Source organism: Streptomyces sp. 2P-4 (assembly GCF_030167965.1).
GTDB classification, from domain to species: domain Bacteria; phylum Actinomycetota; class Actinomycetes; order Streptomycetales; family Streptomycetaceae; genus Streptomyces; species Streptomyces globosus_A.
This window is the reverse complement of record NZ_CP095011.1, coordinates 5397966-5417347: the sequence shown is the minus strand read 5'-3', so window position 1 is coordinate 5417347 and position 19382 is coordinate 5397966. Positions and strand designations below refer to the sequence as shown.

At 71.3% G+C, this 19382-nt stretch carries 19 protein-coding genes; 9 read left to right on the top strand and 10 right to left on the bottom strand.

Going from position 1 to position 19382, the window contains the following annotated elements:
* The first annotated feature begins 13 nt into the window (after positions 1–13).
* Positions 14–889, top strand: a complete 876-nt coding sequence (locus tag MUK52_RS23995) for a winged helix-turn-helix transcriptional regulator (RefSeq protein WP_114057059.1) — start codon at positions 14–16, stop codon at positions 887–889.
* Positions 890–1016: 127 nt separating this feature from the next.
* Here MUK52_RS23995 and MUK52_RS23990 read toward each other — a convergent pair whose 3' ends face one another.
* The 8 genes from MUK52_RS23990 to MUK52_RS23955 all read right to left on the bottom strand — a co-directional run bounded on the left by MUK52_RS23990 (position 1017) and on the right by MUK52_RS23955 (position 7628).
* Positions 1017–1361, bottom strand: a complete 345-nt coding sequence (locus MUK52_RS23990) for a metal-sulfur cluster assembly factor (RefSeq protein ID WP_007263433.1) — start codon at positions 1359–1361, stop codon at positions 1017–1019.
* A complete protein-coding gene (gene sufU / locus MUK52_RS23985) occupies positions 1358–1819 on the bottom strand; it encodes a Fe-S cluster assembly sulfur transfer protein SufU (protein ID WP_114057060.1) in 462 nt (153 codons plus the stop codon). Before sufU ends, MUK52_RS23990 begins: the two co-directional genes overlap by 4 nt.
* 35 nt (positions 1820–1854) lie before the next feature.
* Positions 1855–3111 carry a cysteine desulfurase gene (locus tag MUK52_RS23980; RefSeq protein WP_114057061.1) on the bottom strand — a complete coding sequence of 419 codons (1257 nt, stop codon included), beginning with the start codon at positions 3109–3111 and terminating at the stop codon, positions 1855–1857.
* Positions 3108–3872: a Fe-S cluster assembly ATPase SufC gene (gene sufC / locus MUK52_RS23975; RefSeq protein ID WP_114057062.1), complete on the bottom strand. Its 765-nt coding sequence runs from the start codon at positions 3870–3872 to the stop codon at positions 3108–3110. Before sufC ends, MUK52_RS23980 begins: the two co-directional genes overlap by 4 nt.
* A gap of 7 nt (positions 3873–3879) precedes the next feature.
* Positions 3880–4197 (bottom strand): bifunctional 3-phenylpropionate/cinnamic acid dioxygenase ferredoxin subunit, encoded by a 318-nt coding sequence (locus MUK52_RS23970; RefSeq protein ID WP_114057063.1) that lies wholly within the window; start codon positions 4195–4197, stop codon positions 3880–3882.
* Positions 4197–5375 (bottom strand): Fe-S cluster assembly protein SufD, encoded by a 1179-nt coding sequence (sufD, locus tag MUK52_RS23965; RefSeq protein WP_114057064.1) that lies wholly within the window; start codon positions 5373–5375, stop codon positions 4197–4199. Before sufD ends, MUK52_RS23970 begins: the two co-directional genes overlap by 1 nt.
* 79 nt (positions 5376–5454) lie before the next feature.
* Positions 5455–6870, bottom strand: coding sequence for a Fe-S cluster assembly protein SufB (gene sufB, locus MUK52_RS23960; RefSeq protein ID WP_114057065.1), 1416 nt, complete (start codon positions 6868–6870; stop codon positions 5455–5457).
* Entirely contained in the window at positions 6867–7628 is a 762-nt protein-coding gene (locus tag MUK52_RS23955) for a helix-turn-helix transcriptional regulator (RefSeq protein WP_114057066.1), read from the bottom strand. The genes sufB and MUK52_RS23955 overlap by 4 nt, the downstream gene beginning before the upstream one ends.
* Positions 7629–7858: 230 nt before the next feature.
* On the opposite strand from MUK52_RS23955, the gene MUK52_RS23950 reads away from it, so the two are divergent.
* The 4 genes from MUK52_RS23950 to MUK52_RS23935 all read left to right on the top strand — a co-directional run bounded on the left by MUK52_RS23950 (position 7859) and on the right by MUK52_RS23935 (position 11793).
* Complete coding sequence (locus MUK52_RS23950; RefSeq protein ID WP_114057067.1) at positions 7859–8785, top strand: ABC transporter ATP-binding protein; 927 nt, start codon at positions 7859–7861, stop codon at positions 8783–8785.
* Positions 8782–9564 carry an ABC transporter permease gene (locus MUK52_RS23945; RefSeq protein WP_284579920.1) on the top strand — a complete coding sequence of 261 codons (783 nt, stop codon included), beginning with the start codon at positions 8782–8784 and terminating at the stop codon, positions 9562–9564. Before MUK52_RS23950 ends, MUK52_RS23945 begins: the two co-directional genes overlap by 4 nt.
* An 86-nt stretch (positions 9565–9650) precedes the next feature.
* Positions 9651–10799, top strand: a complete 1149-nt coding sequence (locus MUK52_RS23940) for an amino acid adenylation domain-containing protein (protein ID WP_284579918.1) — start codon at positions 9651–9653, stop codon at positions 10797–10799.
* 4 nt (positions 10800–10803) lie between these two features.
* Complete coding sequence (locus MUK52_RS23935) at positions 10804–11793, top strand: COX15/CtaA family protein (protein ID WP_284579917.1); 990 nt, start codon at positions 10804–10806, stop codon at positions 11791–11793.
* A 120-nt stretch (positions 11794–11913) separates the two neighbouring features.
* Here MUK52_RS23935 and MUK52_RS23930 read toward each other — a convergent pair whose 3' ends face one another.
* Together MUK52_RS23930 and MUK52_RS23925 are read right to left on the bottom strand one after the other, a co-directional pair.
* Entirely contained in the window at positions 11914–12258 is a 345-nt protein-coding gene (locus MUK52_RS23930; RefSeq protein ID WP_114058850.1) for a hypothetical protein, read from the bottom strand.
* Between the two features lie 24 nt (positions 12259–12282).
* Positions 12283–13224, bottom strand: a complete 942-nt coding sequence (locus MUK52_RS23925) for a heme o synthase (RefSeq protein WP_162793278.1) — start codon at positions 13222–13224, stop codon at positions 12283–12285.
* A gap of 259 nt (positions 13225–13483) precedes the next feature.
* Here MUK52_RS23925 and tkt point away from each other — a divergent pair, with 259 nt between their 5' ends.
* Genes tkt through opcA form a run of 4 tightly spaced genes read left to right on the top strand, consistent with a single transcriptional unit; the run spans position 13484 to position 19336 of the window.
* On the top strand, positions 13484–15571 hold the full coding sequence (gene tkt / locus MUK52_RS23920; RefSeq protein WP_114057070.1) for a transketolase: 2088 nt from the start codon (positions 13484–13486) through the stop codon (positions 15569–15571).
* A 35-nt stretch (positions 15572–15606) separates the two neighbouring features.
* Positions 15607–16725, top strand: a complete 1119-nt coding sequence (tal, locus tag MUK52_RS23915) for a transaldolase (protein WP_284579916.1) — start codon at positions 15607–15609, stop codon at positions 16723–16725.
* Positions 16726–16730: 5 nt separating this feature from the next.
* Positions 16731–18257, top strand: a complete 1527-nt coding sequence (zwf, locus tag MUK52_RS23910; protein ID WP_284579915.1) for a glucose-6-phosphate dehydrogenase — start codon at positions 16731–16733, stop codon at positions 18255–18257.
* On the top strand, positions 18254–19336 hold the full coding sequence (gene opcA / locus MUK52_RS23905) for a glucose-6-phosphate dehydrogenase assembly protein OpcA (protein ID WP_284579914.1): 1083 nt from the start codon (positions 18254–18256) through the stop codon (positions 19334–19336). The genes zwf and opcA overlap by 4 nt, the downstream gene beginning before the upstream one ends.
* The last annotated feature ends 46 nt before the right edge of the window (positions 19337–19382 follow it).

Genomic DNA, 19382 nt, shown 5'->3' with positions numbered 1-19382 from the left:
CGAAGGAGTTCCCATGGCCCAGCGCACACACCTCGGTGACGCCGACTGCGCGATCGCCCAGGCCCTCGACGTCGTGGGCGACTGGTGGACGCTGCTGATCGTGCGTGACGCGGCCCGCGGCCTGCACCGGTTCGAGGAGATCCAGCGCGAGCTGGGCGTCTCCCGCAAGGTCCTGGCCGAGCGCCTCAGGCTGCTGGTCGAGGCCGGGGTGCTGACGCGCGAGCCGTACCAGGAGCGCCCGGTGCGGCACGAGTACCGGCTGACCCCGCGCGGGCGGGGGCTGCTGCCGGTCCTGGTGGCCCTCCAGGACTGGGGAGACACCTGGGTCCTGGGAGACGGAGAGATGACCGCCACAACGGACGAGGCCTCGCGCGAGGCGGCCCGGGTCAACGCGCTGAAGGGCACGCGGCTGCCCGCGATGCTCCTGCCGGATCGTTTCGGCGAGCTGCGCGACCCGGTGGACGGCACCCTGCCGTTCACAGTGCTGTACTGCTTCCCGGGAGCCTACGCGCGCGCCGACGCCTACCCGCCCGGCTGGGCCGGGATCCCGGGGGCCAAGGGGTGCACCCTGGAGTCGTGCACGTACCGCGACCAGCTCGCGGAGTTCACGGCGGCCGGTGCCGCCGTGCACGGTGTCTCCACCCAGCGGCCCGACGAGCAGCGGGAGTTCGCGGAGGCGGAGAGGCTGCGCTTCCCCCTCCTGTCGGACGCCGGCCTGACGCTGACGACGGCGCTGCGGCTGCCGACGTTCCGGGCGGGGCAGATCCGGATCAAGCGGCTGACGCTGGTCGTGGACCGGGAGCGGACCGTCCGCGAGGTGTTCTACCCGGTCACCGACATCGAGGCGAGCGTCGGCGCGGCCCTCGCGGCGGTCCGGGCGGCGGCCTGACCGGGCCGGCCAGGACGCACGCACCCGCGCGCACGACCCGCTCGCGCACGCCCTGCCCGCACACGACAGAAAGGACCCCCGGCACAGGTCCTGTGCCAGGGGTCCTTCCCGTGTCGCACCGGTCGGCTCAGACGTTGAAGCCGAGCGCGCGCAGCTGCTCGCGGCCGTCGTCCGTGATCTTGTCCGGGCCCCACGGCGGCATCCACACCCAGTTGATGCGCAGCTCGTTGACGATGCCCTCGGTCGCCGACTTCGCCTGGTCCTCGATGACGTCGGTCAGCGGACAGGCCGCGGACGTCAGCGTCATGTCGAGAGTGGCGATGTTCGCGTCGTCGATGTGGATGCCGTAGATCAGGCCCAGGTTGACGACGTCGATACCCAGCTCGGGGTCGACCACGTCGTAGAGGGCCTCGCGGACCTCCTCCTCGGTGGCCGGCTTGATCGACGCCTCGGGGGTCGCGTTCTCGGTCATGCCGTCTTCCTCTCCGCGTCGCCCAGCACCTGGGCCGTCGCGTCCTTCCACGCCATCCAGCTCAGCAGGGCGCACTTCACCCGTGCGGGGTACTTCGAGACGCCGGCGAACGCGACCGCGTCCTCCAGCACCTCCTCCATGGCCTCGTCGGGCTCGATCTTGCCCTTGGACTGCATCAGCTCCAGGAAGGTCTCCTGGATCCGCTGCGCCTCGGACAGCTTCTTCCCCACGAGCAGCTCGTTCAGCACGGACGCGCTGGCCTGGCTGATGGAGCAGCCCTGGCCCTCGTAGGAGACGTCGGCGAGCGTCTCCCCGTCGTACTTCACGCGCAGCGTGATCTCGTCGCCGCACGTCGGGTTGACGTGGTGCACCTCGGCGTCGCCCTCGCGCAGGCCGCGCCCGTGCGGGTGCTTGTAGTGGTCCAGGATCAGCTCCTGGTACATCGAATCCAGCTTCACTGCGGCTCCGTCTTCGTCACCCTCGTCTTCCCCGGTCAGCCGAAGAAGTTGCGTACGTGCTCCAGCCCGTCGACCAGTGCGTCGACGTCGGCCGGAGAGGAGTACAGGTAGAAAGACGCCCGCGTGGTCGCAGGAATTCCGTACCGCAGGCAGACCGGGCGCGCGCAGTGGTGGCCCACGCGGACGGCGATGCCCTGCTCGTCGAGCACCTGGCCCACGTCGTGCGGGTGGATGTCGCCGAGCGTGAAGGAGATCGCGGCTCCGCGGTCCTCGGCCGTCGTCGGGCCGATGATGCGCAGGTCGGGGACCTCCAGCAGGCGCCGGACGGCGTACTCGGTGATCGCGTGCTCATGCGCGGCGATCTTGTCCATGCCGATCGAGGTGAGGTAGTCCACGGCCGCGCCGAGGCCGACGGCCTGCGCGATCGGGGGCGTACCCGCCTCGAACTTGTGGGGCGCCGGGGCGTACGTCGAGGAGTGCATCGAGACGGTCTCGATCATCTCGCCGCCGCCGAGGAACGGGGGGAGGTCCTCCAGGAGCTCCTGGCGGCCCCACAGGACGCCGATGCCGGTCGGGCCGCACATCTTGTGGCCGGTGAAGGCCACGAAGTCGGCGCCGAGGGCCTGGACGTCCAGGGGCATGTGCGGGGCGGCCTGGGAGGCGTCGACCAGCACGAGCGCGCCGACCTCCTGGGCCCGCCGGACGATCGCCTCGACCGGGTTGACCGTGCCCAGGATGTTGGAGACCAGCGTGAAGGAGACGATCTTCGTCTTCTCCGTGATGACCTCTTCGATGTTGGACAGGTCGAGCCGGCCGTCGTCGGTGAGGCCGAACCACTTCAGCTTCGCGCCGGTGCGCTGCGAGAGCAGCTGCCACGGGACGATGTTGGAGTGGTGCTCCATCTCCGTGATGGCGATCTCGGTGTCGCGGTCCACCCGGTAGGGCTCGTCGGCCCAGCCGAGCATGTTCGCGACCAGGTTGAGCGACTCGGAGGCGTTCTTCGTGAAGATCACCTCGTCGCGGCTCGGCGCGTTGACGAAGGCTGCGACCTTGTCGCGGGCGCCTTCGTACAGTGCCGTGGCCTCCTCGGCGAGCACGTGCACGCCCCGGTGGACGTTGGCGTTGTGCCGTTCGTAGTAGGCGTTCAGCGCGTCGAGGACCTGGCGCGGCTTCTGCGAGGTTGCCGCGTTGTCCAGGTAGACGACCTTCTTCCCGTCGTGGACCACACGATCCAGCAGGGGGAAGTCCTTGCGGATCGCCTCGATGTCGAGGAGGCCGGGCAGCTGTGTCACGCCGTTGCGCCACCCTTCACGTACTTGTCGTAGCCCTCGGCCTCGAGCTGGTCGGCCAGCTCGGCGCCGCCGGACTCGGCGATGCGCCCGTTGGCGAAGACGTGCACGAAGTCGGGCTTGATGTAGCGCAGGATACGCGTGTAGTGGGTGATCAGCAGGGTGCCGACCTCGCCGGACTCGCGGACGCGGTTGACGCCCTCGGAGACGATGCGCAGGGCGTCGACGTCCAGGCCGGAGTCCGTCTCGTCGAGGATCGCGATCTTCGGCTTCAGGAGCTCCAGCTGGAGGATCTCGTGGCGCTTCTTCTCACCGCCGGAGAAGCCCTCGTTCACGTTGCGCTCGGCGAAGGCGGGGTCCATCTGCAGACGGGCCATGGCCTCCTTGACCTCCTTCACCCAGGTGCGCAGCTTGGGCGCCTCGCCGCGGACGGCGGTGGCGGAGGTGCGCAGGAAGTTGGAGACCGAGACGCCGGGGACCTCGACCGGGTACTGCATGGCGAGGAAGACGCCGGCGCGGGCGCGCTCGTCGACGGACATCTCCAGGACGTCCTCGCCGTCGAGGGTCACCGTGCCACCGGTGATGGTGTACTTCGGGTGGCCGGCGAGGGAGTACGCCAGGGTGGACTTGCCCGAGCCGTTGGGGCCCATGATGGCGTGCGTCTCACCCTGCTTGACGGTGAGGTCGACACCCTTGAGGATCTCGCGGGCGCCGTTCTCCGCCTCGACGGAGACGTGCAGGTCGTGGATTTCAAGCGTTGCCATGGGTGCCTCAGGACTCCTGGGTGAGGGAGACGAGCACGTCGTCCCCTTCGATCTTTACGGGGTATACGGGAACGGGGCGCGTCGCGGGCAGCCCGGACGGCTTGCCGGTGCGCAGGTCGAACGCCGACCCGTGCAGCCAGCACTCGATCATGCAGTCCTCGACCTCGCCCTCCGAGAGGGAGACGTTCGCGTGCGAGCAGATGTCGTTGATCGCGTACACCGATCCCTCGGTGGCGACGATGGACACCGGCGTGCCGTCGAGCTCCACCCGCTTGGGGGTGTTCTCCTCCAGCTCGCTGAGCGCACAGGCCTTGACGTACGTCATCAGACGGACGCCTCGAGCTCTGCCTCGATCTTGGCGATCAGGCGCTCCTCGATGTCGTCGACACCGATCTGCTGGACGAGTTCCGCGAAGAAGCCGCGGACCACGAGGCGGCGGGCCTCGTCGGCCGGGATGCCGCGGGCCTGGAGGTAGAAGAGCTGCTCGTCGTCGAAGCGGCCGGTCGCGGAGGCGTGGCCGGCGCCGACGATCTCGCCGGTCTCGATCTCCAGGTTGGGGACGGAGTCGACCCGCGCGCCGTCCGTGAGGACGAGGTTGCGGTTCATCTCGTAGGTGTCGGTGCCCTCGGCGCTCTTCTCGATGAGGACGTCGCCGATCCAGACCGCGTGGGCGTCCTGGCCCTGCAGGGCGCCCTTGTAGACCACGTGGGACTTGCAGTGCGGGGCGTCGTGCGTGACGAGGAGGCGGTGCTCCTGGTGCTGGCCGGCGTCGGTGAAGTAGACGCCGAGCAGCTCGGCCTCGCCGCCGGGGCCGGCGTAGCGCACGCGCGGGTGGATGCGGACGAGGTCGCCGCCGAAGGTCACGACGACGGACTTGAAGGTCGCGTCGCGGCCGAGCAGCGCGTTGTGCTGCGAGGTGTGGACGGCGGTGTCGTCCCAGTCCTGGACGGACACGAACGTCACCTTGGCGCCGTCGCCGACGAGGATGTCGACGTTGGCGGCGCGGACGCCGTCACCGGTGTGGTCGATGACGATGATCGCCTCGGCGAACGGCTTGATGTCGAAGACGGTGTGGCCGAAGGTCGTGCCGCCCTCGCCGTGCAGGGCGACGCGGATCGGCTCGGTGAGCACGGTCTCCTTGGGCACGGTGACGACCGTGGCCTTGGCGAAGGAGGAGAAGGCCTGGGCGGCGACCCGGTCCACCGGGGTGCCGGCCTTGCCGATGCGCTCGTCGCCGCGCTCGACCGTCTCGACGGTGACGCCCTCCGGCGCGTCGATCTGCGCCTTGATGGCGCCGTCCGCGGCGGCGGTGCCGTCGTGCAGGCCGCGCAGCCGGCCCAGCGGGGTGAAGCGCCACTCCTCCTCCCGGCCGTGCGGGATGGGGAAGTCCGCCACGTCGAAGGACGGCGGCGCGCTCATCCTGGTGGCGACGGTGGACTCCGCGGCCACCGCGATCGAGCCGGCGGTGGTGGAGCCCACCGGGATGTTCTGAGCCTCAGCCATGGCTGTCGTGTTGCTCACTCTCTTGAAAGAACACTGCCTACGTCAAAGATTGCGCCGGAGGTCCGCCGCGCGGCCGGGGTCAGCCGACCGAGCCCTCCATCTGGAGCTCGATCAGCCGGTTCAGCTCCAGCGCGTACTCCATCGGCAGCTCCTTGGCGATGGGCTCGACGAAGCCGCGCACGATCATGGCCATGGCCTCGAACTCGGTCATGCCGCGCTGCATCAGGTAGAAGAGCTGGTCGTCGGAGACCTTGGAGACGGTCGCCTCGTGGCCCATGGTCACGTCGTCCTCGCGGACGTCCACGTACGGGTACGTGTCCGAGCGGGAGACCGTGTCGACCAGCAGGGCGTCGCAGAGGACGTTGCTCTTGGAGCCGGCGGCGCCCTCGCCGATCTCGACCAGGCCGCGGTAGGAGGTGCGGCCGCCGCCGCGCGCCACCGACTTGGAGACGATGTTCGAGGAGGTGTTCGGCGCCATGTGGACCATCTTGGAGCCGGCGTCCTGGTGCTGGCCCTCGCCCGCGAAGGCGATGGACAGGGTCTCGCCCTTGGCGTGCTCGCCCATGAGGTAGACGGCCGGGTACTTCATCGTGACCTTGGAGCCGATGTTGCCGTCGATCCACTCCATGGTCGCGCCCTCGTAGGCCACGGCGCGCTTGGTGACCAGGTTGTAGACGTTGTTCGACCAGTTCTGGATCGTGGTGTAGCGGCAGCGGCCGCCCTTCTTCACGATGATCTCGACGACGGCGCTGTGCAGCGAGTCGGAGGAGTAGATGGGGGCGGTGCAGCCCTCGACGTAGTGGACGTAGGCGTCCTCGTCCACGATGATCAGCGTCCGCTCGAACTGGCCCATGTTCTCCGTGTTGATACGGAAGTAGGCCTGGAGCGGGATGTCCACGTGGACGCCCTTGGGCACGTAGATGAAGGAGCCGCCGGACCAGACCGCGGTGTTCAGCGACGCGAACTTGTTGTCGCCGACCGGGATGACGGTGCCGAAGTACTCCTGGAAGAGCTCCGGGTGCTCCTTCAGGGCGGTGTCGGTGTCGAGGAAGATGACGCCCTGGGCCTCCAGGTCCTCGCGGATCTGGTGGTAGACGACCTCGGACTCGTACTGGGCGGCGACACCGGCGACGAGGCGCTGCTTCTCCGCCTCCGGGATGCCGAGCTTGTCGTACGTGTTCTTGATGTCCTCCGGCAGGTCCTCCCAGGACTCGGCCTGCTTCTCGGTGGACCGCACGAAGTACTTGATGTTGTCGAAGTCGATGCCCGACAGGTCGGAGCCCCAGGTCGGCATGGGCTTCTTGTCGAAGAGCTTGAGGCCCTTGAGGCGGAGCTTCAGCATCCACTCGGGCTCGTTCTTCTTCGCCGAGATGTCCCGGACGACGTCTTCGGACAGGCCGCGCTTCGCCGCCTGGCCGGCCGCGTCGGAGTCGGCCCAGCCGTACTCGTAGTTGCCCAGACCCTCGAGCTCAGGGTGAGCAGTCTCCGTGGTCATGCGGGGTTCCTCCCGGCCGTGCTTGCAGATGCTGATGAGTTGGACTGTGCTGTGCCCGCGCCACGCGGGATGAACGTCGTGCACACCCCGTCGCCGTGGGCGATGGTGGCGAGGCGCTGCACGTGGGTCCCGAGCAGGCGGGAGAAGACCTCGGTCTCCGCCTCGCAGAGCTGCGGGAACTGCCCGGCTACGTGGGCCACCGGGCAGTGGTGCTGGCAGAGCTGTTCTCCGCTGTGCGGACCGGGAGCGCTCTTCGCCGTGGCAGCGTACCCGTCCGCGGTCAGCGCCCTGGCGAGGGCCTCGGTGCGGTCCCCGGGGGCAGCGGCCTCGACGGACGCACGGTAGGCCTCGGCCTGCGCCTCCATGCGGGCCCGCGCGAAGGCGGCCACGGCGGCCTCGCCCTGTTCGCCGCCGCCGGCGGACTGCGCGATCCAGCGCAGGGCGTCCGCGGCGAGCGAGTCGTACGACTGGTCGAAGGCGTCGCGGCCGCAGTCGGTGAGGGCGAAGACCTTGGCGGGCCGGCCCCGGGTGCGCGCGCCGTAGACCCGCTGTTCGCGGGCTTCGACGACGCCGTCGGTGACCAGGGTGTCCAGGTGGCGGCGGACTGCGGCCTGGGTGAGGCCGAGGCGCGCCGCGAGGTCGGCGACGGTGGACGGGCCGTGGTCCAGGATGGAGCGCGCGACCCGGTTGCGGGTGGACCGCTCCCCGGTAGCGAGCTCCCCCTGGGGGGCCTCGGTCAGCCGTTCGCTGTATTTCACAACGCCATTGTTGCGTAATTAGCCGAGCAGCGACAAGCCGTGACGGACGCCACGCCCCGTGTCCTCCGTCACTAAGGGTTACCTAAGGTGTCCACGCAGAGTGATCCGGACGGCCGTCCTCCCCTCTCCCACCAGCACTGATGCGCGATTGCGCCGGGCGCCCCGCACGCGCCGCCGGCGCCCCGCCCCGGCGCCCCGGGAGCCCCGGACTGCTCCGTAGACTCACCCGCATGAGCAACGACCCCGCCGTGGAGATCCGCGGACTGGTGAAGCGGTACGGCCCCAAGACGGCGGTGGACGGTCTCGACCTCACCGTGCGCCGGGGCGAGGTCACCGCCGTACTCGGCCCCAACGGCGCGGGCAAGACCACCACGATCGAGACGTGCGAGGGCTATCTGCGGCCCGACGCCGGGACGGTCCGCGTCCTCGGCCTCGACCCGGTCGCCGAGGCCTCGGCCCTGCGCCCCCGGATCGGCGTCATGCTCCAGTCCGGCGGCGTGTACTCCGGCGCCCGCGCCGTCGAGATGCTCCGCCACATGGCCCGGCTGTACGCCGACCCGCTCGACGTCCCGGCGCTCGTGGAGCGGCTGGGCCTGGAGAGCTGCGGCCGCACCCCCTACCGCCGCCTCTCGGGCGGCCAGCAGCAGCGGCTGTCGCTGGCCATGGCCGTGGTGGGCCGCCCCGAGCTGGTCTTCCTGGACGAGCCCACCGCCGGTCTGGACCCGCAGGCCCGCCGGGCGACCTGGGAGCTCGTACGGGAACTGCGCGCCGACGGGGTCGGCGTCGTCCTCACCACCCACCACATGGACGAGGCGGAGCAGCTGGCCGACGAGGTGGCGATCGTCGACGCCGGCCGGGTGATCGCCCACGGCAGCCCCGAGCAGCTGTGCCGCGGCGGCGCGGAGAACACCCTGCGCTTCACCGGCCGCCCCGCCCTCGACCTGGCCGCGCTGCTCAAGGCGCTGCCCGACGGCACCCAGGCCGCGGAGATCCTCCCCGGTGTGTACCGCGTGACCGGTGACATCGGCCCCCAGATGCTGGCGACCGTCACCTCCTGGTGCGCCCAGCACGGGGTGATGCCCGACGGCCTCTCGGTGGAGCGGCACACCCTCGAAGACGTCTTCCTCGAACTGACCGGTAAGGAGCTGCGCGCATGAGCGCCGGTACGTTCGCCCCCCGCCCGGGGGCCGCGCCCGTGTCCCGCATGGTCCTCGCGCAGACGGCGCTGGAGACGCGGATGCTGCTGCGCAACGGGGAGCAGCTCCTGCTGACCGTGGTGATCCCGGCGATGCTGCTCGTGCTGTTCTCGGCCGTCGACATCGTCTCCGTGCCGCTCGACGCGGCCCGCGGGGAGGAGGCCGTGGACTTCCTCGCGCCCGGCGTCATCGCGCTGGCGGTGATGTCGACCGCGTTCACCGGCCAGGCCATCGCCACCGGCTTCGACCGCCGCTACGGGGTGCTCAAGCGGCTCGGGGCCTCGCCGCTGCCGCGCTGGGCGCTGATGGCCGCCAAGACGCTGTGCGTGCTGGTCACCGAGGTGCTCCAGATCGCCCTGCTGACGGCGATCGCCTTCGCGCTGGGCTGGTCCCCGCAGGGCGGGGTGCTGCCGGCGGTGCTGCTGGTGCTGCTGGGCACGGCGGCGTTCTCGGGGCTGGGACTGCTGATGGCCGGCACGCTCAGGGCGGAGGCCACGCTGGCCGCCGCGAACCTGGTCTTCCTGCTCCTCCTGGTCGGCGGCGGGGTGATCGTGCCGGTCGAGAAGTTCCCCGGAGCGGTGCAGTCCGTCCTCGGGCTGCTGCCGATCACCGCGCTGTCGGAGGGGCTGCGGGAGGTGCTGCGGTACGGCGCGCCGATGCCGTGGGGCGACGCCGCCGTCCTCGCGGCGTGGGCCGCGCTGGGCCTCGGCACCGCGGCCAGGTTCTTCCGCTGGGAGTGAATCCCCCGCCCCGTACGTTGGTCCCGGGGGACGATGGGCGCCGCAGCACAGGGGTGGCGCACCACCAGGACGCCGGGGGGGCGGAAATGGGGCAGCGGGAGGCCGCACTGCGGCTGGACGAGCAGTGGGCGGGAATCAGGTCGGGGGACCGGGAGGCGGCGTACGGCGAGGCCGAGGCGCTGCTGGGGGAGCTCATCGGGGCCCTGCGCGGGCCGGCCGGGACCGATCCGGAGTGCGCGGCGCGGCTGGGGCTGCGCCTGGGCGACCTGGCGGCGCGGCGCTTCGCCGGCGGTGACCGGGCCGGGGCGCTGGCGGCCGTGGAGGAGGGGCTGGGGTACGCACGGCAGGCCGCGGGCCACTCCCCGCAGTACGCCCGCTGGTACGCCCGGCTGCTGATCAACCAGGGCGTCTGGCTGGCGTGGCCGCTGAGCGGCCCCGACCGGCTGCCGCTGCACCCGCTCGGTGCGGCCGCCGAGGACGGGCCGGGGGCGATGGAGCGGGCGGCCGGCGAGCGCGCCCTGGACCTGACGCGCACCGCGGTCGGGGTGTGGAGCGGCCTGGACCAGGAGGATCCGGTCAACCGGCGCGGCCTCGCCCAGGCCCTGGTGTTCCTCGGCGACCGGCTCGCCGAGCTGGGCCTGGCCGAGGAGGCCGCGGCACGCGCGGTGGAGGCCGAGGGCGCCTTCCGGGCACTGCTGCTGGCCGATCCCGGCTCCGCGGGCGCGGCCGACGCGGAGGAGGCCCTCGACCACATAGGCCGGCAGCTGGAGCTGCGCCTGCGCTTCCTGTCCTTCGGCTCCCTGGTGGGTCTGCGGGCCCGCGGCCTGCTGCCGGGGCGGCTGCTGCCGCAGGCCGTGGTGGCCGCCCGGATCCAGGGGGTGCCGGAGGAGGAGATGGCGGCCCGGCTGCACCTGGGCGCCGACCAGGTCCGCACCATGCTGGAGGTCACGCCGTGGCGGGCGGTGTGGCGGTTCGAGGCCCGCGGCGCCGACGGGCTCTGGGGTGGCCGGCACAGCAGCTGGCAGGGCAGCGCCGAGGTCCGCCACCGCACGGCCGAGGAGTTCGGCGCGGAGCTGGTGCGCGGCTTCCGGATCTCCCCCCACTACCCGGGGGACGGGACGCACTGGCGGCTGCGGGTGTGGTGGCACGAGGAGGGCGATCCGGCCGGCGCCCGCTTCCGGTACGTCTCCGGCCCGGAGTCCGCGGCGCGCCGCCCGGGCGACACCCCCTCGTGAAAGTTTGCACAAGGCGCCGCGTACGATAAGCGCCGTGTTGACCCCACTCGCTTACCTCGCGCGCCGCTGGACCCCGTCACCCCGGACCGTCCGGCGCGCCGCGTTCGCCGCCCTGCTCATGAGCGTGGCCATCGTCGTCACCGGCGGAGCCGTACGCCTGACCGGATCCGGCCTCGGCTGCGACACGTGGCCCAAGTGCACCGACGACAGCCTGGTGGCGACGCCGGAGCAGGGACTGCACGGGGCGATCGAGTTCGGCAACCGGATGCTGACGTACGTGCTGTCCGCTGCCGTGGGCTGGTGCATCCTCGCGGCGCGCTCGGCCAAGCCGTGGCGCCGCTCCCTCACCCGGCTCGGCTGGCTGCAGTTCGCCATCGTCCTGGCCAACGCGGTGCTCGGCGGGATCACCGTGATGACGGGCCTGAACCCGTACAGCGTCGCCGGGCACTTCCTGCTCGCCACCACGCTGATCTCGGTCACCGTGGTGACCTGGCACCGCACCGGCGAGGGCGACGCCCCGACCCGGCCGCGGGTGCCCGCCCCGGTGCGCAAGCTGTCCTGGGCGCTGCTCGCGACGACCGCCGTGCTGATCGCCGCGGGCACGGTCGTGACCGGCTCCGGCCCGCACGCCGGCGACAGCAGCGAGATCAAGCGGATGCCGCTCGACTGGGAGGCCACGGCGCACGTCCACGCGATCGCCGCCTGGCTGGTGTGCGCGCTGGCGGTCGCGATGTGGCTGGTGCTGCGCGTGGTGGACGCCCCCGAGGACACCCGGGCCCGGGCCCGCGACCTGCTGGTGGTCCTGCTCGCGCAGGGCGCCGTCGGCTACGTCCAGTTCTTCACCGACCTGCCCGAGGTGCTGGTCGCGGCGCACATGCTCGGGTCCTGCCTGGTGTGGATCGCGGTCCTGCGCGTGGCGCTGAGCCTGCGCGAGCGGCCGCACCTCCCGGCCGGCGCCCCGGCCCCGGCCGAAGCGTCGCTCTCGGCGGCCTGATGAGGCGCCTGCCGGCCCCGGGAGCCCGGGGCCGGCAGGCGTCAACGCGAAAGCCCCGCACACCAGCCCGTTCCGGGCGGGGTGCGGGGCTTTCGCGTTGACGGCGTCCGCGGGGCGGCGTCAGGCCGCCGGCCGGCTCCCGCCGAGCTGGAGGCCCGCCATGCGGTTCCACTCGTAGGGGCCGGTCTTCACGCGTGCGGCGAAGTCGCCGTCGAACTCCTCGTGGAGGGTGAGGGCGGCCTTCTCCGCGGCCAGGGCCGCGGCGGCGTGGGTCGGCGCGACGAGGTCGCCCCAGGCGCCGTCGGTGCCGACCAGCACGATCCGGGTGCCGGCCTGGCCGATGTGCGCGAGGTGCCCCTCGGCGCCGCCGTGCTCCTTGGCGAACGCCCCGATCTGCTTGGCCAGCTTCGCGGCGGCCCGCTCCTGCTTCTTGTCCGCGGCGACCGCGGGGGTGGTGTCTGCCATGGACAGCATGCTACCCGCGGGTAATCAGCGGAGGAAGGGATCCACGGCCACGGCCACGAACAGGAGCGACACGTAGGTGATGGACCAGTGGAACAGGCGCATCTCCTTCAGCTTCGCGCCGGTCACGCCCGCCTTGGCGCGCGCGTGCAGCGCGTGCGCCTCCCACAGCCACCAGCCGCCGGCCGCCAGCGCGACCGCCGTGTAGAACCAGCCGGTGTACCCCAGGGGGGTGAGCAGCAGCGAGACGGCGACCATCACCCAGCTGTAGGCGACGATCTGCCGCGCCACGGCCCGGTTGCCGGCGACGACCGGCAGCATGGGCACGCCGACGCGCGCGTAGTCGTCGGCCACCTTCATGGACAGCGGCCAGTAGTGCGGCGGGGTCCAGAAGAAGATGACGAGGAAGAGGATGACGGCGGCCCAGGAGACCTCGTTGCGGACCGAGGACCAGCCGATGAGCACCGGCATGCATCCGGCGATGCCGCCCCAGACGATGTTCTGGGTGGTGCGCCGCTTCAGCAGCATCGTGTAGACGACGACGTAGAAGAGGAGCGCGCCGAGGGCGAGCGCGGCGGACAGCCAGTTGACGAGCAGTCCGAACCACACCGTGGAGACCACACCGAGGGTGATGCCGAAGACGAGGCACTCCCGCGGGCTGACCATGCCGGTCACGAGCGGCCGCTGCGAGGTGCGGTCCATCAGCGCGTCGATGTCGCGGTCGATGTACATGTTCAGGGCGTTGGCGCCGCCCGCGGACATGTAGCCGCCGAAGCACGTGGCCAGGACCAGCCAGAGCGAGGGCACTCCCTGCTCCGCGAGGAACATCACCGGCACTGTGGTGATCAGCAGAAGTTCGATGATCCTCGGCTTGGTCAAAGCCACAAAAGCCATGGCACGGGCCCCGAACGGCCGGTGCCCGGGGCTCGTCCCGAGCACCCCCGATGGACGGGATTCGACGGCCGTCACGCACACCCCTGACAGAGAAACCAGCAAGCTCCGGGCATAGGGGCCCGTAAAGGCTTGCGCGTACCACGCCACTGTAGACGTTGCACTTGTGTCGCCCTGCGCGGGGGTCGCCTCGTGTTGGCCCGATCGGGGGCGGCGACGTTGTGACGGACTGCGGGCACTCGAATAGCTGCACGCCGTGGCGGGGGTAGGCTCGGAATCGCGCCGGTGCACCGTACGTCACCGGGAACAGACATGTGGAGAGGAGCCCTGACCCACGGTGAGCACGAAGCCGACGACCACAGAGCTCGATTGGACCGAACTGGACCAGCGCGCGGTGGACACCGCCCGCATCCTGGCCGCGGACGCGGTCCAGAAGGTCGGAAACGGCCACCCCGGCACGGCCATGAGCCTGGCCCCCGCCGCTTACACGCTCTTCCAGAAGGTGATGCGGCACGACCCGGCCGACCCCGAGTGGGTCGGCCGCGATCGTTTCGTGCTCTCCGCCGGACACTCCTCGCTGACCCTCTACACCCAGCTGTACCTGGCCGGCTTCGGCCTGGAGCTGGACGACCTCAAGTCGTTCCGCACCTGGGGCTCGAAGACCCCGGGCCACCCGGAGTACGGCCACACGGCCGGCGTCGAGACCACCACCGGCCCGCTGGGCCAGGGCGTCGCCAACGCGGTGGGCATGGCCATGGCCGCCCGCTACGAGCGCGGCCTGTTCGACCCCGAGGCCGCCCCGGGTGCCTCCCCCTTCGACCACATGGTGTACGCCATCGCCGGCGACGGCTGCCTCCAGGAGGGCATCTCCGCCGAGGCGTCCTCGCTCGCGGGCCACCAGAAGCTCGGCAACCTCGTCCTGCTGTGGGACGACAACCACATCTCCATCGAGGGCGACACGGAGACGGCCGTCTCCGAGGACACCCTCAAGCGGTACGAGGCCTACGGCTGGCACGTCCAGCGCATCGAGCAGCAGGCCAACGGCGACATCGACCCCGCCGCCCTGTACGCGGCCCTGGCCGCCGCCAAGGCCGAGACGGAGCGCCCGTCCTTCATCGCGATGCGCTCGATCATCGCCTGGCCGGCCCCGCACGCCCAGAACACCGAGGCCGCCCACGGCTCCGCCCTCGGCGACGACGAGGTCGCGGCCACCAAGCGCGTCCTCGGCTTCGACCCGGAGCAGGCCTTCGAGGTCTCCGACGAGGTCATCGCCCACACCCGCAAGGCGCTGGACCGCGGCCGCGAGGCCAAGGCCGAGTGGGAGAAGGACTTCTCCGCCTGGCGCACCGCCAACCCGGAGCGCGCCGCCGCGTTCGACCGGATCAACGCGAACGAGCTGCCCGAGGGCTGGGAGGACGCGCTCCCCGTCTTCGAGCCCGGCTCCTCCGTCGCCACCCGCGCCGCCTCCGGCAAGGTCCTGCAGGCGCTCGGCGCCGTCATCCCGGAGCTGTGGGGCGGCTCGGCCGACCTGGCCGGCTCGAACAACACCACCATCGACAAGAACTCCTCGTTCCTGCCGAAGGGCAACCCGCTGCCGGAGGCCGACCCGTACGGCCGCACCATCCACTTCGGCATCCGCGAGCACGCCATGGCCGCGGCCATGAACGGCATCGCCCTGCACGGCCACACCCGCATCTACGGCGGCACCTTCCTGGTGTTCTCCGACTACATGCGCAACGCGGTCCGCCTGTCCGCCCTGATGCACCTGCCGGTCACCTACGTGTGGACGCACGACTCGATCGGCCTCGGCGAGGACGGCCCGACCCACCAGCCGATCGAGCACCTCGCCTCGCTGCGCGCCATCCCGGGCCTCGCGCTGGTCCGCCCGGCCGACGCCAACGAGACGGCCGTCGCCTGGCGCGAGATCCTGCGCCGCCACACCAAGGTGTTCGGCAAGGGCACCCCGCACGGCCTGGCCCTCACCCGCCAGGGCGTCCCCGTGTACGAGCCGAACGAGGACGCCGCCAAGGGCGGCTACGTCCTCTTCGAGGCCGAGGGCGGCGAGCCGCAGGTCGTGCTCATCGGCACCGGCTCCGAGGTCCAGCTCGCCGTCGCAGCCCGCGAGGCGCTCCAGGCCGAGGGCATCCCGACCCGCGTGGTGTCGATGCCGTCCGTCGAGTGGTTCGAGGAGCAGGACCAGGCCTACAAGGACGGCGTGCTGCCGCCGTCCGTCAAGGCCCGTGTCGCGGTCGAGGCGGGCATCGGCCTGACCTGGCACCGCTACGTCGGGGACGCGGGCCGGATCGTCTCGCTGGAGCACTTCGGCGCCTCCGCCGACGCGAAGGTGCTGTTCCGCGAGTTCGGCTTCACCCCGGAGGCCGTGACCGCCGCTGCCAAGGAATCCCTCGAAGCCGCCGCGCGCTGACGCCGGTACAAGAACCAGTAGGAGATGCAATTCCCATGACAGACGCACTCAAGCGCCTCTCCGACGAGGGCGTGGCGATCTGGCTGGACGACCTGTCCCGCAAGCGCATCACGTCGGGCAACCTGGCCGAGCTGATCGACGAGTCGCACGTCGTCGGCGTCACCACGAACCCGTCGATCTTCCAGAAGGCGATCAGCAGCGGCGACGGCTACGAGCAGCAGCTCGCCGACCTCGCAGCCCGCAAGGTCACCGTCGACGAGGCCATCCGCATGATCACCACGGCGGACGTCCGCGACGCCGCCGACATCCTGCGGCCGGTCTTCGACCGGACCGACGGCCAGGACGGCCGCGTCTCGATCGAGGTCGACCCGCGGCTGGCCCACAACACGGCGGCGACCATCGCCGAGGCCAAGCAGCTCGCCTGGCTGGTGGACCGCCCGAACACGCTGATCAAGATCCCCGCCACCAAGGCCGGCCTGCCGGCGATCACCGAGGTCATCGGCCGGGGCATCAGCGTCAACGTCACGCTGATCTTCTCGCTGGAGCGCTACCGCGAGGTCATGGACGCCTACGTGGCGGGCCTGGAGAAGGCCCGGTCCGCGGGCCTGGACCTCTCCGAGATCCACTCGGTCGCGTCGTTCTTCGTCTCCCGCGTGGACTCCGAGATCGACAAGCGCCTGGACGGCGTCGGCACCGACGAGGCCAAGGCCCTGAAGGGCAAGTCGGCCCTCGCCAACGCCCGCCTGGCCTACGAGGCGTACGAGGAGGTCTTCTCCTCCGACCGCTGGGCCGCCCTGGAGCGCCTGGGCGCCAACAAGCAGCGCCCGCTGTGGGCCTCGACCGGCGTCAAGGACCCGGCGTACAAGGACACCCTGTACGTGGACGACCTGGTCGCCCCGAACACGGTCAACACGATGCCGGAGGCCACCCTGGAGGCGGCCGCCGACCACGGCCAGGTGACCGGCGACACCGTCCGCGGCACCTACGACGAGTCCCGCCGGGTGCTCGCCGCGGTCGCGGAGCTCGGCATCTCGTACGACGATGTGGTTCAGCTGCTGGAGGACGAGGGCGTCGAGAAGTTCGAGGCGTCCTGGAACGACCTGCTGAAGTCCACCGAGGCGGAGCTGGAGCGCCTCGCTCCCACGGAGGCCTGAACACCTTGTCTGTAAACGGAGCGAACCCGCTTCGTGACGCACAGGACCGGCGGCTCCCGCGTATCGCGGGGCCGTCCGGCCTGGTCATTTTCGGCGTTACGGGTGACCTGTCGCGCAAGAAGCTGATGCCTGCCGTCTACGACCTGGCCAACCGCGGCCTGCTCCCGCCGGGCTTCTCCCTCATCGGCTTCGCCCGCCGTGAGTGGGAGCACGAGGACTTCGCCCAGGAGGTGTACGAGGCCGTCAAGCAGCACTCGCGCACCCCCTTCCGGGAGGAGGTCTGGCAGCAGCTGGTGCAGGGCTGCCGCTTCGTCCAGGGCGACTTCGACGACGACCAGGCGTTCGAGACGCTGAAGGCGACGATCGAGGAGCTCGACAAGCAGCAGGGGACGGGCGGGAACTTCGCCTTCTACCTGTCGGTGCCGCCGAAGTGGTTCCCCAAGGTGGTCCAGCAGCTCAAGGACCACGGGCTCGCCCAGAAGGAGGGCTCCTGGCGGCGCGCCGTCATCGAGAAGCCCTTCGGGCACGACCTGAAGAGCGCCGAGGAGCTCAACAAGGTCGTCCACGAGGTGTTCCCGCGGGACGAGGTCTTCCGCATCGACCACTACCTGGGCAAGGAGACCGTCCAGAACATCCTGGCGCTCCGCTTCGCGAACACGATGTTCGAGCCGATCTGGAACCGGTCCTACGTGGACCACGTGCAGATCACCATGGCCGAGGACATCGGCATCGGCGGCCGGGCCGGGTACTACGACGGCATCGGCGCCGCCCGCGACGTCATCCAGAACCACCTGCTCCAGCTGCTCGCGCTGACGGCGATGGAGGAGCCGGGCTCCTTCCACCCCAAGGCGCTGGTGGCGGAGAAGCTGAAGGTGCTCAGCGCCGTCCAGATCCCCGAGGACCTGGGCAAGCACACCGTGCGCGGCCAGTACACCTCGGCGTGGCAGGGCGGCGAGAAGGTCGTCGGCTACCTCGAAGAGGACGGCATCGACCCGAAGTCCAAGACGGACACGTACGCGGCGATCCGCCTGGAGATCAACAACCGCCGCTGGGCGGGCGTGCCGTTCTACCTGCGGACGGGCAAGCGCCTGGGCCGCCGGGTGACGGAGATCGCGGTGGTCTTCAAGCGGGCTCCGTACCTGCCGTTCGAGTCGGGCGCGACCGAGGAGCTGGGGCAGAACGCCCTGGTCATCCGGGTCCAGCCGGACGAGGGCGTCACGGTCCGCTTCGGCTCCAAGGTCCCGGGCACCTCGATGGAGGTCCGGGACGTCACGATGGACTTCGCGTACGGCGAGTCCTTCACGGAGTCGAGCCCCGAGGCGTACGAGCGCCTCATCCTGGACGTCCTGCTGGGCGACGCGAACCTCTTCCCGCGCCACCAGGAGGTCGAGCTGTCCTGGAACATCCTCGACCCGATCGAGGAGTACTGGGACAGGCACGGCAGGCCCGCGCAGTACGCGGCGGGGACCTGGGGGCCGATCGAGGCGGACGAGATGCTCGCACGAGACGGACGGAGCTGGCGCCGGCCATGAAGATCGACCTCACGGAGACCACCTCCAGCAAGATCAACGCCGCGCTGGTGCAGGCCCGCCGCGACATCGGCACGCCGGCCATCGGCATGGTCCTCACGCTGGTGATCGTGACCGACGAGGAGAACGCGTACGACGCGCTGAAGTCGGCGAACGACGCGTCCCACGAGCACCCCTCGCGGATCATCGTCGTGATCAAGCGGGTCAGCCGCTCGGCCCGCAGCCGCCGCGACGCCCGCCTCGACGCGGAGGTCCGGGTCGGCGCGGACGCGGGCACCGGCGAGACGGTCGTGCTCCGCCTCCACGGCGAGCTCGTCCACCACGCCGACTCGGTGGTCCTCCCCCTGCTGCTGCCGGACGCGCCGGTCGTCGTCTGGTGGCCCGAGGGCGCGCCCTCGGACCTGGCGGGCAGTGCGCTGGGCGCGCTCGGGCAGCGCCGCATCAGCGACACGTACGCCTGCGAGGACCCGATAGGGGCGCTCGCGGAGCGGGCGCAGACGTACGCGCCCGGGGACACGGACCTGTCCTGGACCCGGATCACGCCGTGGCGCTCCATGCTGGCGGCGGCCCTGGACCAGCAGGCCTTCGAGTTGGTCTCGGCGACCGTCGAGGGCGAGGACGAGAACCCGTCCTGCGAGCTGCTGGCCATGTGGCTGGCGGACCGTCTGAAGGTGCCCGTCGAGCGCACGCTGTCGTCGGGCCCCGGCCTGACGGCGGTCCGCCTGGAGACGAAGGAGGGCGAGATCCTCCTGGGCCGCGCGGACGGCTCGCTGGCCACGCTGTGCATGCCGGGCCAGCCCGACCGCAGTGTGGCGCTCAAGCGCCGCGAGACGGCCGAGCTGCTGGCGGAGGAGCTGCGCCGGCTGGACCCGGACAACACGTACGAGTCCGCGCTGAAGTTCGGCGTGGCGAAGCTGCGGGCGGCGCAGGACTCCCCTGCCCCGGCCGCGCCCGCCGCGGCCGCCCAGGCGGCGGAGGGCGACGGCGCCGGGGACGGCGGCGAAGCGGCCGCCCCCGCCGGCAAGGCCGCCGCGAAGCCCGCCTCCAAGGCGGCCGCCAGGAAGGCCTCGGCCAAGCAGTGACAGCCCGCGGCCGCCGGCCGGCTCCGCCCCTTCCGGGGCGGTCCGG

Coding starts and splice junctions, on each gene's coding strand:
- MUK52_RS23990 (WP_007263433.1), bottom strand. CDS start 1,361: ATGACCGAGAACGCGACCCCCGAGGCGTCGATCAAGCCGGCCACCGAG.
- MUK52_RS23940 (WP_284579918.1), top strand. CDS start 9,651: ATGGGGCAGCGGGAGGCCGCACTGCGGCTGGACGAGCAGTGGGCGGGA.
- sufB (WP_114057065.1), bottom strand. CDS start 6,870: ATGACCACGGAGACTGCTCACCCTGAGCTCGAGGGTCTGGGCAACTAC.
- opcA (WP_284579914.1), top strand. CDS start 18,254: ATGAAGATCGACCTCACGGAGACCACCTCCAGCAAGATCAACGCCGCG.
- MUK52_RS23950 (WP_114057067.1), top strand. CDS start 7,859: ATGAGCAACGACCCCGCCGTGGAGATCCGCGGACTGGTGAAGCGGTAC.
- MUK52_RS23930 (WP_114058850.1), bottom strand. CDS start 12,258: ATGGCAGACACCACCCCCGCGGTCGCCGCGGACAAGAAGCAGGAGCGG.
- MUK52_RS23970 (WP_114057063.1), bottom strand. CDS start 4,197: ATGACGTACGTCAAGGCCTGTGCGCTCAGCGAGCTGGAGGAGAACACC.
- MUK52_RS23995 (WP_114057059.1), top strand. CDS start 14: ATGGCCCAGCGCACACACCTCGGTGACGCCGACTGCGCGATCGCCCAG.
- tal (WP_284579916.1), top strand. CDS start 15,607: ATGACAGACGCACTCAAGCGCCTCTCCGACGAGGGCGTGGCGATCTGG.
- sufD (WP_114057064.1), bottom strand. CDS start 5,375: ATGGCTGAGGCTCAGAACATCCCGGTGGGCTCCACCACCGCCGGCTCG.
- sufC (WP_114057062.1), bottom strand. CDS start 3,872: ATGGCAACGCTTGAAATCCACGACCTGCACGTCTCCGTCGAGGCGGAG.
- MUK52_RS23945 (WP_284579920.1), top strand. CDS start 8,782: ATGAGCGCCGGTACGTTCGCCCCCCGCCCGGGGGCCGCGCCCGTGTCC.